A 14074-nucleotide genomic window follows, 5' to 3' on the forward strand; every position below is an offset into this window, starting at 1 on the left:
GGGGCCGCCGATCCCTCCGGCGACAGGAGCAGTCGATGATCGTCCACGCCGCGTCCGGTGACACCTGGGGCATCTCCGGCCCGACCTTCATCCGGTACTACCTCGTGGCGGTCGCCGTGGTGGTGGCGATCGCCGTGTACCACCGGGTCCGTCCCGCCTCCGGCCAGAGTAACGCCCGCACCACCGAGCCACTCGGCCCCCAGCAGGTCGCCTACCTCAACGGTGGTCCCCGACTCGCCGTACACGCCGCGCTCGGCGGGCTGCGCGGCAGCGGCGCGATCGGCGTACGACCGGACCGGCGGCTCGCCACCGTCGGCGCCGCGCCCACCGGGCTCACCCCGCTGGACGAGGCCATCCACTGGGCCGCCCACCAGCACGCCCGGGTCGGGGACCTGCCGGACGACGGGCGCGTACGCACCGCGTTGGAGCAGATCCGCGACGGTCTGGAGCGGCGCGGGCTGCTGACCGACGAGGCGACGCGCGCGCGGGCCCGCCTCTGGTCCACCCTCCTGATCGCCCTGTGGGGCCTCGGTGCGGTGCGGCTGGTGGCCGGCCTGTTCAACGGCCGCCCGGTCGGCCACCTGCTGCTGACCCTGGTGCCACTGATGATCGTCGTCCTGGTGCTGCGCAGGGCGCCGGTGCTCACCCGCGCGGGTCGGGCCGCGCTGCGCGACGTGCGGCGCACGCACACCCATCTCGCGCCGGCCTCCGCGCCGTCCTACGCCACCTACGGGGCGGCCGGCGCCGCGATGGGCGTGGCCCTCTACGGCACCGCCTCGCTCTGGGCGCTCGACCCGGGCTTCGCCGAGCAGGCCGAGATCCAGCGCCAGGCGGCCTCGGGCAGCGGTTGGACCGGAGGGTCCGACGCGTCGTACGGCGGAGGCGGCTCGGACGGCGGTAGTTCCTGCGGCGGTGGCGGCGGATGCGGTGGTGGTGGCGGGGGGTGCGGCGGATGACCGGCCTGCACGGGGTCGGCATCGGCTGGCGTCCGGAGATCGCCGGGTTCGTGGCCGAGCTGCCCGGCCTGCGGTTCGTCGAGGTGGTGGCCGAGTCGGTGCCCGCCACCGGGCCGCTTCCGGCGGGTCTGGCACGGCTGCGCCAGCGCGGCGTGACAGTCGTACCGCACGGGGTGCGGCTCTCCCTCGGCGGCGCCGAGCCGGTCGACAGGGCCCGGGTCGCGCACCTGGCCACCGTCGCGCGACGCCTCGACGCCCCGCTGGTCAGCGAGCACATCGCCTTCGTCCGCGCGGGCGGCCTGGAGGCCGGGCACCTGCTGCCGCTGCCGCGCAGCCGGGAGGCGGTCGACGCGGTCTGCGCGAATGTGGCCCGGGCGCAGGCCGAGCTGCCGGTGCCGATCGCGCTGGAGCCGATCGCCGCGCTCGTCGACTGGCCCGACGACGAGCTGGACGAGGCGGACTTCCTCACCGAGATCCTCGACCGGACCGGGGCGCTGCTCCTGCTGGACATCGCCAACGTGCACGCCAACGCCCGCAACCGGGGCACCGATCCGCTCGCGCTGCTGGACCGCCTGCCGCTGGACCGGGTCGCGTACGTCCACGTGGCCGGTGGGGCGGAGCACGGCGGTATCTACCACGACACCCACACCGATCCGGTACCCCCGGCGGTGCTGGACCTGGTCGCCGCGCTCTGTGACCGGCGACGTCCACCGGCGCTGTTGCTGGAACGCGACGGCCACTACCCGCCGGCAGCCGAACTCCGCGCCGAGCTGGACGCGCTGGCCGCCGCCGCGGGTCTGGCGGCCGTCACGTGACCGACGGAGGGCTCGCCGCCCGGCAGGCCGCCCTTGTCGCGGCGCTCGTCGCCGGTGGTGCGCCGCCGCCGGGGTTCGCGCCGGCCCACCTGGCCGCCACCCGTGCGGCGCTGCTGCGCAAGCGGGCCGGCGAGGTGGCCCGGCACTGGCCGTTGCTCGCCGCCAGCCTCGGTGCCCGCTGGTCCACGACGTTCGCCGACTGGGCCGCCGGACGACCACCCGGTGGGTCGCTGCGCGACGGCTGGGACCTGGCCCGTGCGCTGCACGAGCGGCGGGCGCTCCCCCCGGCGGCGGCCGAGGAGCTGGCCCTCCGGGAGGCCCGCCAACGCTACGACGGGCTGCGGGCGCCACGTCCGCGCCGGCTGCCGGCGGTGGGCCGCGCCGGCGGCGCCGTCGCGGTGCAGATCGCCGGTCGGGTACGCCTGCTGCGCCCGGCCACGCGTCCGTCGGCGGCGCCCCCGGCTGGTGGCGACAGCGGGGTGGATGCGGCAGGATCGGCGTTATGGATCTCGGACTGACCGACCGCGTGTACGTGCTCACCGGCGCATCCCGTGGCCTGGGTTACGCGACCGCGCAGAGCCTGGTCGCCGACGGGGCACGGGTCGTCCTCTCGGCCCGGGACGCGGACGCCGTGGCCGCCGCCGCGCGACAACTCGGTGGTCCGGAACGGGCGCTCGGGCTGGCCGCCGACCTCGCCGACCCGGAGACCCCGGAGCAGTTGGTCGCCGCCGCCCGGGAACACTTCGGCCGGCTCGACGGCGCGTTGATCTCGGTCGGCGGGCCGCCGGCGGGCAACGCTGCGGCGATCAGCGACGAGCAGTGGCGGCTCTCCTTCGAGACCGTCTTCCTGGGCACGATCCGCGCCGTCCGCACCATCGCCGGAGTGCTCACCGAGGGCGGGGCGATCGGGTTGGTGCTCTCCACCTCGGCCCGTGGGCCGGTGCCCGGCCTCGGCATCTCCAACGGCCTGCGCCCCGGTCTGGTGGGCGCGGCGAAGGACATCGCCGACGACTACGGCCCGCGCGGGATCAGGGTGGTCGGGCTGCTGCCCGGCCGGATCCTCACCGACCGCAACCGGGACCTGTTCGCCGCCACCGGCGACCCCGAGCGCGCCCGCGCCGAGGCCGAGGCGACCATCCCGCTACGCCGCCTCGGCGACCCGGCCGAGTTCGGTCGGGTCGCCGCGTTCGTCCTCTCCCCCGCCGCGAGCTACCTGACCGGGATCACAGTGCCGGTCGACGGTGGCGCGCTGCGCGGGCTGTGACGACCGACCCGGGTCGCACCGCCGTCCGGCACCCGCGGCCCACCCGCGCCGAGCTGGCCGCCGCCGCCGACCGGACCATCCCCGACGTCCTCGCGCCGGGGCTCACGGTGCTCTTCGTCGGCATCAACCCGGGTCTCTGGTCGGCCGCGACCGGCTGGCACTTCGCCCGTCCCGGCAACCGGTTCTGGCCCGCGCTGCACCGGGGCGGCTTCACACAGCGGTTGCTGCACCCCAGCGAACAGGCCGACCTGCCGGCCCTGCGGCTCGGCATCACCAACATGGCGGAGCGGGCCAGCGCCCGCGCGGACGAGCTGAGCACCGAGGAGCTCCTCGCCGGGGCCGCGATCCTCACCGACAAGGTCGCCCGCTACCGGCCGCGCTGGGTGGCGGTGGTGGGGGTGACTGCGTACCGGATCGGTTTTCGCCGGCCGAAGGCCGCCTTCGGGCCGCAACCGGAGGCGGTGGCCGGCGCCCGGCTCTGGGTGCTGCCCAACACGAGCGGTCTGAACGCGCACTTCACCCCGGTCACGCTGGGGGCGGCGTTCGCGGAGTTGCGGGTCGCGGCGGGCCTGCCCGACCGCCGCGAACCCGTGCAGAGCTGACCACCGCCGCCGATCGGCGGATCAGGCGGCCAGCGCGGCGTCGAGCCGACGGGCCTCCCGCACCAGCCTGCTCGAGCCGCCGCGGGCCGCCACGTCGGCCAGCCCCGGCACCTCGATGCGTACGCCCGTCGCGCTGGCCGTCTCGGTTGCCAACGCGAGCAGGTCGGGGGTGCCCCGGGGCGCGTTCGGCCGGGACAGCAACGGCGGCAGCGCGGCGGCGAGGAGTCGCCACACGCTCAGCCGGGCGCCGGCCGCGACCGCGTCCCGCAGCGGTGTCACCGCCCGGGTCAGCGTCACCTGGTCGTCCGCCGCCAGCGCGCCCAACCGACCGCCCACGCCCGGGGCGTCCAGATCGCCGGCCGCCGCCAGCATCAGGAGGGCGTCGAGAGTGGCGACCCGGTCCGCCTCGAACCGGGCGCACAGCCCGTACGCCACGATCAGGTCGAGCGCCGGACCGCCGACGCCGGTGCCCTCGGCGAGCTGCGGCAGGACCGCGCCGAACCCGTCCGCGTCCTCCTGCGCGGCGCTGGCGAGACCGGGCAGCAGGCGGGCGGCGACCACACCCCGATGCCCCGGCAGCAGCGCCGGCCACAGGTCACTCCACTCGGAAGGTCCCTGCCCGATCGGGTGCACCGGCACGGTGAGCAGGCCGAGCGGGTCCGCGAAGCCCTCCGGCGGGGTCGTGGCGACGAGGGTACGCCGCTCGGGCAGGCGGTCGTAGGTGTAGTCGTACCCGTGACGACGCTCGCGCCGACCGACCGTGACCATCTCCTGCACGGGCGCGGGTAGGGCGTCCCCGCGCAGCCAGCCGGCCAGCTCGTTGCCGGCTGGCGTGCCCAGCGCCGCCGCGCGGGTCGCCAGGGCGTCGTCCACGCCGACGGGCAGCCGCAGCAGCGCCTGGGTGAGGTCCCACCGCCAGACCGGACCGCCGCCGAGGGCGGCCAGCCGCTCGTAGAGCGCCGCCGGGTCGACGGCCCCGGTGACGGACGTCGGGGCGGCCAGCAGCCCCGGGTCGTCCGAGCCGTCCATCCGCTGCCCGATCTCGGCGAGTCGGCACCCGTAGAGCCGCGTGAGCGGAGGCTGCTGGGGCGGCTCGACGCCCGACCGGCGGCGGAAGAGACGCTTGGTCCGGGGCGACGACTGGCCGAGGACGCGGGACCACTGCTCGTGCCGGTGCCCCGTCTCGCCCGGCGCGGCGGCGGCCCGCAGCACGCCGCCGAACAGGGCCGTCAGACTGGCCGCCCGGAGGTGGTCGTAATCCCCCACCTGCGCGCGTCGCAGCACCGGCCGCAGGGCGGCGGCCAGCCGGTCCGGCTCGCGGGTGGCCAACCGGACCAGCCCGTCGAGGACCCGCTCCAGCGTCAGCGCGGGCCACTGCCCACCGAGCAGACCGGAGACCTCCTCCACCAGCTCGTCCACATCGGTGATCGGCGGTGGCGCGAGCGCGGGCGGCGCCGGCGGGGGAAGCTCGTCGCCGGCCACCGCCGCCGTGACGGTGGCGGCCGGCCGGTGACCGTGGCGGTGCGCCAGCGCCAGCGCGCGGTCACGCAGGTCGGCGGAAGGTTGGGCGGCACCCGAGGCGAGGACCGCACCGATCTCGGCCGCCCGTTCGGGGTGCTGCCGGGCCAGCCGGTCCAACCAGGAGAGCTGGGCCCGCACCAGCGCCTTCTCCGGCCGACCCAGGACCACCCGTGCGGCGTCCACCACCGCGTCGAGCTCCAGCTCGCCGCCCGCGCCCCGCAGCGCCCGTTGCGCCAGGACCGCCACCGGCCCCGGCGCGTCGGCGAGCAGTCGCAGGTATCCGCTCGCCCGTGCCGTCACCTCCGCCGGAGTGGGCGCCAGCAGGTCGTGCAGGGCGAGGAACATCCGCAGCGCGCCGGGCCGGTCCCCACGCAGCAGCCGCCCGAGAACCCCGTCCAGCAACGCTGTCCGGTCGAGCCGCCCCTGCGCCGCCAGCGCGGCCAACGCCGGGGGCACCCCCTGACCCGCGCCGTTGAACATCGTGTCGAGGCCGATGCCGTCGACCTCGAAGAGCCGGGGCAGCAGCGGGTCCAGGAACGGGTCGGCGCGCAGCCGGTCGAGCAGCGGCCGCGGCCGGCTCTCGTAACGCGCCATCCACAGCGAGTGCGCCCAGCCGGCGACGAACGCGTCACCGGTCGGCGGCGGCGCGTTCTCCGCCACCAGCAGCCCGGCGACGAAGTGCCAACCGTCCCAGGCACGAGCGCGGGGCAGCCGCTCGGCCAGCCGGTACGCCAGGTCGGCCAACCAGGGCACTCCCCGCTGACGGGCCGCCGCGATCACCGGCTCGTGATCCGCGCCGCCCAGCCCGACCGCCCGCCGGCCGAGCAGTTCCGCCGTCTTCGTGGCGGTGCTCAGGGTGCCCACCGCCACCACCGCCAGGGTGGTCGCCTCCCGGCCCGCCCACCAGTAGTCCCGCCGCCGGCGGACGTGGGCGACGACCTCGTCGCCGAGCGCCCGCCGGGTCGGCTCGTCCAGCGGGTGCAGCAGCGACACCGCTGTGGACACGTCGCCGAGGGTCAGGCAGCGGAGGATGTCCGTCACGCCGTCACCTCCGCCGGCGCTCCCACCATGGAGACGGCGAGGGCGTGCCGACAGGGGCCGCGCTGCCCCCGGTGCTTCGCCCACCACCGGCAGGAGCAGGTGAAGGTGCCGTCGGGCAGCCGGCGCAACCGGTAGTCCTCGTCGCCACTGCGTACCGTGGCATGGTCCCCGTCGGTGCGGACCGCGCCCCGCTCCACGAGCGTGCGCGCGCCGATCAGGCGGGGGTTGTCCCGCTCGGCCCGGCCCGCGTCGTACGGCATGACCCGGTGGAAGTACGCGGCCTCGGCGACGTCGTAGCCGACCCGGCCGGCGGTGCCGAGCTGGGCCAGCGCGGCGCGGACCCGGTCGTCGGGCAGCCCGGCGGCGTCGGCGAGCGCGGCGACGTCGATCGTCGGGTCCCAGGAGAGCAGGGCGCCGATCAGCTCCGCGTCGTCGATCACCTCGTCACCGGCGAGCGCGAGCAGCGCGGCTCCCTCGCCGGAGAACCCCCGGTACGGCTCGGGTGAGAGTGTCACCGACAGTCGCAGCGAGCCGGTGTCGAGTTCCCACGTGCTCGGCAGGGCCGGCGAACCGGCACGCGCCGCCGGCCCGTACACCCGCAGGGTGTGGGCGTGCCGCAGCAGCCCGCGCAGCGCCGCGAGCCGGCCCGCGCCGGCCAGGCAGACGGCGCCCGGCGCCGGCCTGGAGGTCAACCGGAGGGTACGGCCGGCCGGGACCGCCCAGAGCACCGAACGGTCGCTCGCCCCGGGCAGACGGCGCAGGAACGTCGCCGCCTCGGCGGCCGGGATCTCGGCGCGTGGCTCGAACCCGGCGGTGAGCACGTGCACCTCGGCGAAGCCCCGCAACCAGCGACCCGGCAGCGGGACCTTCCGCTCCACCACGGCGCCGTCCATCGTGGAGACGGTGAGGTCGTCCGGGCCGACGGCCAGGTGCAACGGCTCGATCCCGCCCACCCGGGCGAGCGCCTCACGCAGTGGCGGATTGACGTCCACGTTCGTGGTGCCGTGCCCGACGACCGCACCGTCGAAGCCGGCCGGGCCCACGTCCATCCGGGCGTACACGCCGCAGCAGCCGGAGAAGGACTCGAAGCGCAGTCGGGCCCGGCTGCCGGTGACCACCGGATCGAGGCTCGCGGGGCTGACCGGCCGGTGGTAGCGGCTGCGGGCCACCTCGGCCACGGCGAGCAGGCCGGCCGCCGCGGCCGCCGGTGTGGTGAGGAAACCGGAGAAGAACCGCGGATTGGCCGTCGGTCCGCCACTGGTCTGCAGGTCCAGGCCGGCGTCGCGCAGGGCCGACGGCGCAAGGTATCGGTATGTCTGAACGGCGTTCACGGCGCACACCGTAGGGCAACCGACCGACATCCTGCGCTCACCAGCGACCGGCCGGCGTCGCCCCGACGTGTCAGTTCGCGGCGGCCGGCGGCAGCACCTCGTCGGCGCGGTAGGTGCCCAGCGGCATGACCACCGGTTCGGGGCCGGTCGCGTCGACCAGCGGGGTGGGCGAGTCGGCGACAGCGAACTGGGTCCGGTACAGCTCGGCGTAGAGACCGCCGACCGCGACCAACTCGTCGTGCCGGCCCCGCTCGACGATCCGCCCGCCGTCGAGCACCAGGATCTGGTCGGCGTCGCGGACCGTGGAGAGCCGGTGGGCGATGACCAGCGCGGTTCGCCCGGCGAGCGCCACCGCGAGCGCCCGTTGCACCGCCGCCTCGCTCTCCGAGTCGAGATGCGCGGTCGCCTCGTCGAGAATGACGATCGACGGGGCCTTCAGCAGCAGCCGGGCGATCGCGATGCGCTGCTTCTCGCCGCCGGAGAACCGGTAGCCGCGCTCTCCGACTGTGGTGTCCAGCCCATCGGGCAGCGACCGGACCAGGTCGGCGACCTGGGCGCCGGCCAGCGCCGCCCAGATCTCGTCGTCGGTGGCGTCCGGCTTGGCGTAGCGCAGGTTCTCGGCGATCGTCTCGTGGAACAGGTGCGAATCCTGGGTGACCACACCGATCTCGTCGCGCAGCGACGCCAGCGTCGCGTCGCGGACGTCCACCCCGCCGACCAGCACCTGCCCGTCGGTGACGTCGTAGATCCGCGGCAGCAGCATCGACAGCGTCGACTTACCGGCGCCGGACGGGCCGACCAGCGCGACCATCTGCCCCGGTTCGACGCTGAACGAGACGCCCCTGAGCACCGGCTCGTTGACCGTCCGGTCGAGCGTCGCGACCTCCTCCAGGGAGGCGAGGGAAACCTCGGCGGCGCTCGGGTAGCGGAACCGCACGTCGCGGAAGTCGACCCGGCCGGCGCCCCGGGGCACCGGCACCGCGTCGGGCTTCTCCACGATGCCCGGTTCGAGGTCGAGCACCTCGAAGACCCGGTCGAAGGAGACCAGCGCGCTCATCACGTCCACCCGGACGTTGGAGAGCGCGGTGAGCGGACCGTAGAGACGGGTGAGCAGCAACGCGAGCGTCACCACGGTGCCCGCGCTGACCCCGCCGGTCACCGCGAGCCAGCCGCCCAGGCCGTAGGTGAGAGCCTGCGCCAGCGAGGCGACCAGCAGCATCGCCACGAAGAACGTGCGCGAGTACATGGCGGACTGGATGCCGATGTCGCGGACCCGCTCGGCCCGTCCGGCGAACCGGCGGGCCTCGATGTCGGGCTGGCCGAAGAGCTTGACCAGCAGCGCCCCGGCGACGCCGAACCGCTCGGTCATCGTCGCGTTCATCTTGGCGTCGAGGTTGTACGCCTCGCGGGTGATGTCGGCCAGCCGGCGACCGACCCGCCGGGCCGGGATGATGAAGATCGGCAGCAGCACCAGCGACAGCGCGGTGATCTGCCAGGACAGGGTGAACATCACCGCAGCGGTGAGCACCAGCTGGATCACGTTGCTGACCACGCCGGACAGGGTCGAGGTGAACGCCCGCTGGGCGCCGAGCACGTCGTTGTTGAGCCTGCTGACCAGGGCGCCGGTCTGGGTACGGGTGAAGAACTGCAACGGCATCCGCTGCACGTGGTCGTAGACCCGGGTGCGCAGGTTGAGGATGATGCCCTCGCCGATGCGGGCCGAATACCACCGCTGGGCCAGGGAGAGCAGCGCGTCGGCGACCGCCAGCGCGGCGATGAACAGCGCCAGCCGCACCACGAGCTGGCCCGCCTCGGCGCCGCCGCGGTTGATCGCGTTGATCACGTCACCGGCGAGCACCGGGGTGGCCACGCCGATCATCGCGGCCAACACCACCGTCGCCAGGAAGACGACGATGTCCCGTCGGTAGGGCCGGGCGAACGCCACGATGCGGCGGGCCACGCCGCGCTTCAGGCGGTGGGTGGAGACCTCGTCGCGGTTGCGCATCGACCGGAGCATGCTCCACCCGGCCATGCCACCGCCGGACATCGGGTTGGACACCACTCACCTCCGGGTTGTCGGGCAGACCGCACCGTCAGGTCAATTCTCCCGACGACTGTGACAACCTTGGTCGTAACCCGGATCTTCCCGTGCGGTCCTTACCTATTCTCCCCGGCCAGCCAGGTCGCGCAGCCGGCGGGTCTGCGCCTCCCGCTCGGCACGCTGCTGGTCGGCGTGGGTCCGGCCGGCCGCGCCCGCGAGCAACGCCTTGATCTCCACCACCGCGTCCCGGGCCCCGGCGAGCAGGCCGGCGGTCAGATCCTGGACCGCGCCGTCCAGCTCGGCCGGCGGGACGACGAGGGTCGCCAACCCGATCCGGTCCGCCTCGGCGGCGTCCAGTCGGCGACCGGTCGCGCAGATCTCCAGGGCCCGCGCGTAACCGACCAGCTCGACGAGGCGCTTCGTGCCGGCCAGGTCGGGCACCAGGCCGAGGGTCACCTCGGCCATCGACAGCTTCGCGTCGGTCGAGAGCACGCGCAGGTCGCAGGCGAGCGCGAGCTGGAAGCCCGCGCCGATGGCGTGCCCCTGCACGGCCGCGACGGAGATGATGTCCGGCCGGTGCAGCCAGGTGAAGCCGGCCTGGAGCTCCGCGATGCGCTCGGCGCACTCCCGCTCGGGCAGGGCGGCCAGCTCGGCGAAGGAACCCGGGCCGGAGGCGCCGGCCACCGCGAGATCGAGGCCGGCGGAGAACGCGCGCCCCTCGCCACGGATCACGACCACACGCACGTCGCCGGGCAGCTCACGCGAGAAATCGCGCATCGCTCGCCACATCGCGGGCGTCTGGGCGTTGAGCACGTCGGGCCGGCACAACGTCACCGTGGCAACCGGCCCGTCGCAGGTCAGCCGAACCCCGGTCGCCTCGGTGGTCACCGGACGCCCCCGGGAGCGGCGCTGTTGGACGACGCTGAGTGGCGGGTCACGCCTTCTTGCGGCGTCGGGCGCCACCGCGCTGACGCAGCTGCACCCCGGACTCGGTGAGCACTCGGTGGATGAACCCGTAGGAACGGCCGGTCGAGGCCGCCAACGCGCGGATGCTCTCCCCCGAGGTGTACCGCTTTACCAGGTCCTTGGCGAGCGTCTGACGCTCGGCTCCGACGATCCGGCGACCCTTCTCAGTGCTGGTGGCTGTGCCAGTGGCTGCCATACTGTGTCCTCACGTCCCAGACTGTGCGGTTCGGATACGGTCCCACCTATTAGACCGCCTCGGACGATCATGCGCCAGATATCAACTCTTCGCCAACCGACACGCTATGCAATGTCAGCTTCCCGATAGAGTGATCCCGGCGATGGGGTCCGCCGCCGGGTCCGGACGGGCCACCGCCGGGTGCCGACCGCCGTCGGCGATCCGTACTCTTCAGTCGTGATCGACCTGGTGGGCACGGCGGCGGGCGCCCCCGTGGTGTTCGCCGCGGACAACGTGGCGGTCTACGTCCCGGTCTTCCGAGCCCTCGGCGTCGCCGACAGCGCGGTGTTCCTCCTGGTCTTCGTCCTGCTCATCGCCGTGTGGTGCGCCGTCGGCGCCTGGCTGGGCGGACACCCCCGGGTGGTCCGGCTGGTCGAGCGCGTCGGCCACCGGCTGGTGCCGGCGATCTTCGTCGGCATCGGAGTGCTCATCCTGGTCAGCTCCGGTGTGCTCGGCCGACTGGTCGACCTGCTCGGCTGAGCCCCCCGACCCGGTCAGGCCAGCTCGACCAGTTCGAGGAGGTCGTCGCTCCAGGCGTCCTCGTCGCCGTCGGGCAGCAGGATCGCGCGGTCCGGCTTGAGCGCCAGCACCGCGCCCGGGTCGTGGGTGACCAGGACGATAGCGCCCGGGTAGTTGGCGATGGCGTCGAGGACCTGCTCCCGGCTGACCGGGTCGAGGTTGTTCGTCGGCTCGTCGAGCAGCAGCACGTTGGCGCCGGAGCAGACCAGCGTGGAGAGGGCCAGCCGGGTCTTCTCGCCACCGGAGAGCACCCCGGCAGGCTTGTTGACGTCCTCGCCGGAGAAGAGGAACGCGCCCAGGATCTTGCGCAGTTCGGTGTCGGACTGCTCGATGGCGGCGGCGCGCATGTTCTCCAGCACCGTCCGCTCCACGTCGAGCGTCTCGTGCTCCTGGGCGTAGTAGCCCAGCCGCAGGCCGTGCCCGGCGTGCACCTCGCCGGTGTCGGGGCTGAGCAGCCCACCGAGCATCCGCAGCAGGGTCGTCTTGCCGGCGCCGTTGAGCCCGAGGATGGCCACCCGGGAGCCCCGGTCCACCGCCACGTTGACGTCGGTGAAGATTTCCAGCGACCCGTACGACTTGGACAGGCCGGTGGCGGTGAGCGGGGTCTTGCCGCACGGAGCCGGGCTGGGGAACCGCACCTTGGCCACCCGGTCGGCGACGCGCACCTCCTCCAGACCGGAGATCAGCTTCTCGGCGCGGCGGGCCATGTTCTGCGCGGCCACGGTCTTGGTCGCCTTGGCCCGCATCTTGTCGGCCTGCGCCATCAACGCGCCGGCCTTCTTCTCGGCGTTGGCGCGCTCCCGGCGGCGGCGACGCTCGTCGGTCTCGCGAGCCTCCAGATACGCCTTCCAGCCCAGGTTGTAGATGTCGACGACCGACCGGGTGGCGTCGAGGAACCAGACCTTGTTGACCACCGACTCCAGCAGCGCGCCGTCGTGGGAGATCACGATCAGCCCACCCTTGTGGTTGGCGAGGAAGCCGCGCAGCCAGGTGATCGAGTCGGCGTCGAGGTGGTTCGTCGGCTCGTCGAGCAGCAGGATGCCGCCGCCGTTCTCGCCCGCGTCGCGGAACAGGATGCGGGCCAGCTCGATGCGCCGCCGCTGACCGCCGGAGAGGGTGCCGATGGTCTGCGCGAGCGCCCGGTCCGGTAGGCCGAGGTTGGCGCAGATCCGGGCGGCCTCGGCCTCGGCGGCGTACCCGCCCAGGGCGGCGAACTGGTCCTCCAGCGCGCCGTAGCGGCGGACCAGCTTGTCGTCGGCGTTCTCGGCGAGCTGCGCCTCCAGCTCCTTCATCTGGGCCATCAGCACGTCGAGCCCTCGCGCGGAGAGCACCCGGTCGCGACCGGTCACCTCGAGGTCGCCGGTACGCGGGTCCTGCGGGAGGTAACCGATCGCGCTGCGCTGGTCGATCTGGCCCGCGTACGGCTGCCCCTCGCCGGCGAGGACCTTCAGCGTGGTGGTCTTGCCGGCGCCGTTGCGGCCGACCAGACCGATCCGATCACCGGGCTGTACGCGAAGAGTGGTGTCGGACAGCAGGATCCGGGACCCGGCACGCAGCTCCAGGCCGGTGGCAGTGATCATGTTCTCGGGCTCGCTCTCGGGGTCTGGAAGGCTGACTCGGGGCACGCGAAACGGCCGACGAACCCGAGGGGCCCGACGGCTCGGGGCGGTTCAGCCTTCGCAGCGCAGCACCCGACAAGTGTACCGGGCGTCGCCCGGGCGTCCGCCCGGATTACCGACCAAGATCATCGGGTACCGGAACGCTTGTCCGGACCCCCTCCGGCACTTCTGCGAAGAAACATCACACATACGGCATTCACCGGCATACGGCGATCGGGGTCAGCATGGAACTCAACGAGCGGGCCGAACTCGACACCTCACAGGCGAACGACCTCGGTCGGGGTGGTGGGTCCGGCGGCGGGATCGGCATCCCGATCCCCGGCGGCGGCGGTCGCGGCGGCATCATCGGCATCGTGGTCGCCGTGCTCATCGCACTGCTCGGCGGTGGCTTCGGCCTCAACGCCATGACCAACGGCGACGGGGGCGGCCAGGCCGGCGGCACCGACCTGGAGCAGCTCTGCTCGCGGGACAACCCCGACCGGCTCGACGACGCGCGCTGCCGCAACCTGCTCTACGTCAACAGCATCCAGGCCTACTGGCAGAAGGCGTACCCGGAGCTGGGCAACGGCAAGTACCAGCCGACCGACACCAACTTCTTCCAGGCCGCCGTCAACACCGGGTGCGGGCAGGCCGACTCCGGCGTCGGCCCGTTCTACTGCCCCGCCGACAAGCAGGTCTACATCGACCTGAGCTTCTATGACGAGCTGGCTTCCCGGTTCGGGGCCAAGGGTGAGTTCGCCCAGCCGTACGTCCTCGCCCACGAGTACGGCCACCACATCCAGAACCTGCTCGGCACCAACGCCAAGGCCGGTCAGGGCGACCAGAGCGGCCCCCGCTCCGCCTCCGTCCGGTTGGAGTTGCAGGCCGACTGCTACGCCGGCGCCTGGGCCAAGCACGCCACCGAGAGCAAGGACAAGAGCGGGCAGGAGCCGCTCTTCACGTCGATCACCGAGACCGACATCAGCGAGGCCGTGCAGGCCGCCGAGGCGATCGGTGACGACAGCATCCAGGAACGCTCCGGTGGCCGGGTCAACCCGGACCAGTTCACCCACGGCACCTCGGAGCAGCGCAAGCGCTGGTTCAGCCAGGGCTACAGCGGTGGCGACCCGAAGTCCTGCGACACCTTCGGCACCGACCAGCTCTGACACCCCCGCACAACCGGTG

At 73.9% G+C, this 14074-nt stretch carries 13 protein-coding genes; 7 read left to right on the top strand and 6 right to left on the bottom strand.

Annotated elements, in window-relative coordinates; translation table 11 throughout:
• Nucleotides 1–35 precede the first annotated feature (35 nt).
• The 5 genes from O7634_RS31640 to mug are packed head-to-tail and all read left to right on the top strand — an operon-like array spanning nt 36 to nt 3637.
• Nucleotides 36–956, top strand: coding sequence for a TIGR04222 domain-containing membrane protein (locus O7634_RS31640; RefSeq protein ID WP_278153789.1), 921 nt, complete (start codon nt 36–38; stop codon nt 954–956).
• Nucleotides 953–1771 (top strand): DUF692 domain-containing protein, encoded by an 819-nt coding sequence (locus tag O7634_RS31645; RefSeq protein ID WP_278153790.1) that lies wholly within the window; start codon nt 953–955, stop codon nt 1769–1771. The genes O7634_RS31640 and O7634_RS31645 overlap by 4 nt, the downstream gene beginning before the upstream one ends.
• Complete coding sequence (locus tag O7634_RS31650) at nt 1768–2289, top strand: hypothetical protein (RefSeq protein ID WP_278153791.1); 522 nt, start codon at nt 1768–1770, stop codon at nt 2287–2289. The genes O7634_RS31645 and O7634_RS31650 overlap by 4 nt, the downstream gene beginning before the upstream one ends.
• On the top strand, nt 2274–3035 hold the full coding sequence (locus O7634_RS31655) for an SDR family oxidoreductase (RefSeq protein WP_278153792.1): 762 nt from the start codon (nt 2274–2276) through the stop codon (nt 3033–3035). Before O7634_RS31650 ends, O7634_RS31655 begins: the two co-directional genes overlap by 16 nt.
• Nucleotides 3032–3637 (top strand): G/U mismatch-specific DNA glycosylase, encoded by a 606-nt coding sequence (mug, locus tag O7634_RS31660; protein ID WP_278153793.1) that lies wholly within the window; start codon nt 3032–3034, stop codon nt 3635–3637. Before O7634_RS31655 ends, mug begins: the two co-directional genes overlap by 4 nt.
• Nucleotides 3638–3658: 21 nt before the next feature.
• Here mug and O7634_RS31665 read toward each other — a convergent pair whose 3' ends face one another.
• From O7634_RS31665 to O7634_RS31685, 5 genes are all read right to left on the bottom strand, one after another.
• Nucleotides 3659–6199 carry a DUF6493 family protein gene (locus tag O7634_RS31665; RefSeq protein ID WP_278153794.1) on the bottom strand — a complete coding sequence of 847 codons (2541 nt, stop codon included), beginning with the start codon at nt 6197–6199 and terminating at the stop codon, nt 3659–3661.
• Nucleotides 6196–7530 carry an SWIM zinc finger family protein gene (locus tag O7634_RS31670; RefSeq protein ID WP_278153795.1) on the bottom strand — a complete coding sequence of 445 codons (1335 nt, stop codon included), beginning with the start codon at nt 7528–7530 and terminating at the stop codon, nt 6196–6198. Before O7634_RS31670 ends, O7634_RS31665 begins: the two co-directional genes overlap by 4 nt.
• A 70-nt stretch (nt 7531–7600) precedes the next feature.
• Nucleotides 7601–9577 (bottom strand): ABC transporter ATP-binding protein, encoded by a 1977-nt coding sequence (locus tag O7634_RS31675; protein WP_278154133.1) that lies wholly within the window; start codon nt 9575–9577, stop codon nt 7601–7603.
• Between the two features lie 114 nt (nt 9578–9691).
• The gene (locus O7634_RS31680) at nt 9692–10459 is read right to left on the bottom strand and encodes an enoyl-CoA hydratase/isomerase family protein (RefSeq protein WP_278153796.1); all 768 of its coding nucleotides are present in this window, start codon (nt 10457–10459) and stop codon (nt 9692–9694) included.
• Nucleotides 10460–10505: 46 nt separating this feature from the next.
• Entirely contained in the window at nt 10506–10733 is a 228-nt protein-coding gene (locus O7634_RS31685) for a helix-turn-helix domain-containing protein (RefSeq protein ID WP_007462679.1), read from the bottom strand.
• A gap of 216 nt (nt 10734–10949) precedes the next feature.
• On the opposite strand from O7634_RS31685, the gene O7634_RS31690 reads away from it, so the two are divergent.
• Complete coding sequence (locus O7634_RS31690) at nt 10950–11252, top strand: cadmium resistance transporter (RefSeq protein WP_278153797.1); 303 nt, start codon at nt 10950–10952, stop codon at nt 11250–11252.
• 14 nt (nt 11253–11266) lie between these two features.
• Here O7634_RS31690 and O7634_RS31695 read toward each other — a convergent pair whose 3' ends face one another.
• Nucleotides 11267–12871 (bottom strand): ABC-F family ATP-binding cassette domain-containing protein, encoded by a 1605-nt coding sequence (locus O7634_RS31695; protein ID WP_278153798.1) that lies wholly within the window; start codon nt 12869–12871, stop codon nt 11267–11269.
• Nucleotides 12872–13134: 263 nt separating this feature from the next.
• Here O7634_RS31695 and O7634_RS31700 point away from each other — a divergent pair, with 263 nt between their 5' ends.
• On the top strand, nt 13135–14055 hold the full coding sequence (locus tag O7634_RS31700; RefSeq protein WP_278153799.1) for a neutral zinc metallopeptidase: 921 nt from the start codon (nt 13135–13137) through the stop codon (nt 14053–14055).
• Nucleotides 14056–14074: the final 19 nt, after the last annotated feature.

Source organism: Micromonospora sp. WMMD1120 (assembly GCF_029626235.1).
In the GTDB taxonomy this organism is placed as follows: Bacteria; Actinomycetota; Actinomycetes; order Mycobacteriales; family Micromonosporaceae; genus Micromonospora.

Coding starts and splice junctions, on each gene's coding strand:
- O7634_RS31655 (WP_278153792.1), top strand. CDS start 2,274: ATGGATCTCGGACTGACCGACCGCGTGTACGTGCTCACCGGCGCATCC.
- O7634_RS31645 (WP_278153790.1), top strand. CDS start 953: ATGACCGGCCTGCACGGGGTCGGCATCGGCTGGCGTCCGGAGATCGCC.
- O7634_RS31700 (WP_278153799.1), top strand. CDS start 13,135: ATGGAACTCAACGAGCGGGCCGAACTCGACACCTCACAGGCGAACGAC.
- O7634_RS31695 (WP_278153798.1), bottom strand. CDS start 12,871: ATGATCACTGCCACCGGCCTGGAGCTGCGTGCCGGGTCCCGGATCCTG.
- O7634_RS31640 (WP_278153789.1), top strand. CDS start 36: ATGATCGTCCACGCCGCGTCCGGTGACACCTGGGGCATCTCCGGCCCG.
- O7634_RS31675 (WP_278154133.1), bottom strand. CDS start 9,577: ATGTCCGGCGGTGGCATGGCCGGGTGGAGCATGCTCCGGTCGATGCGC.
- O7634_RS31685 (WP_007462679.1), bottom strand. CDS start 10,733: ATGGCAGCCACTGGCACAGCCACCAGCACTGAGAAGGGTCGCCGGATC.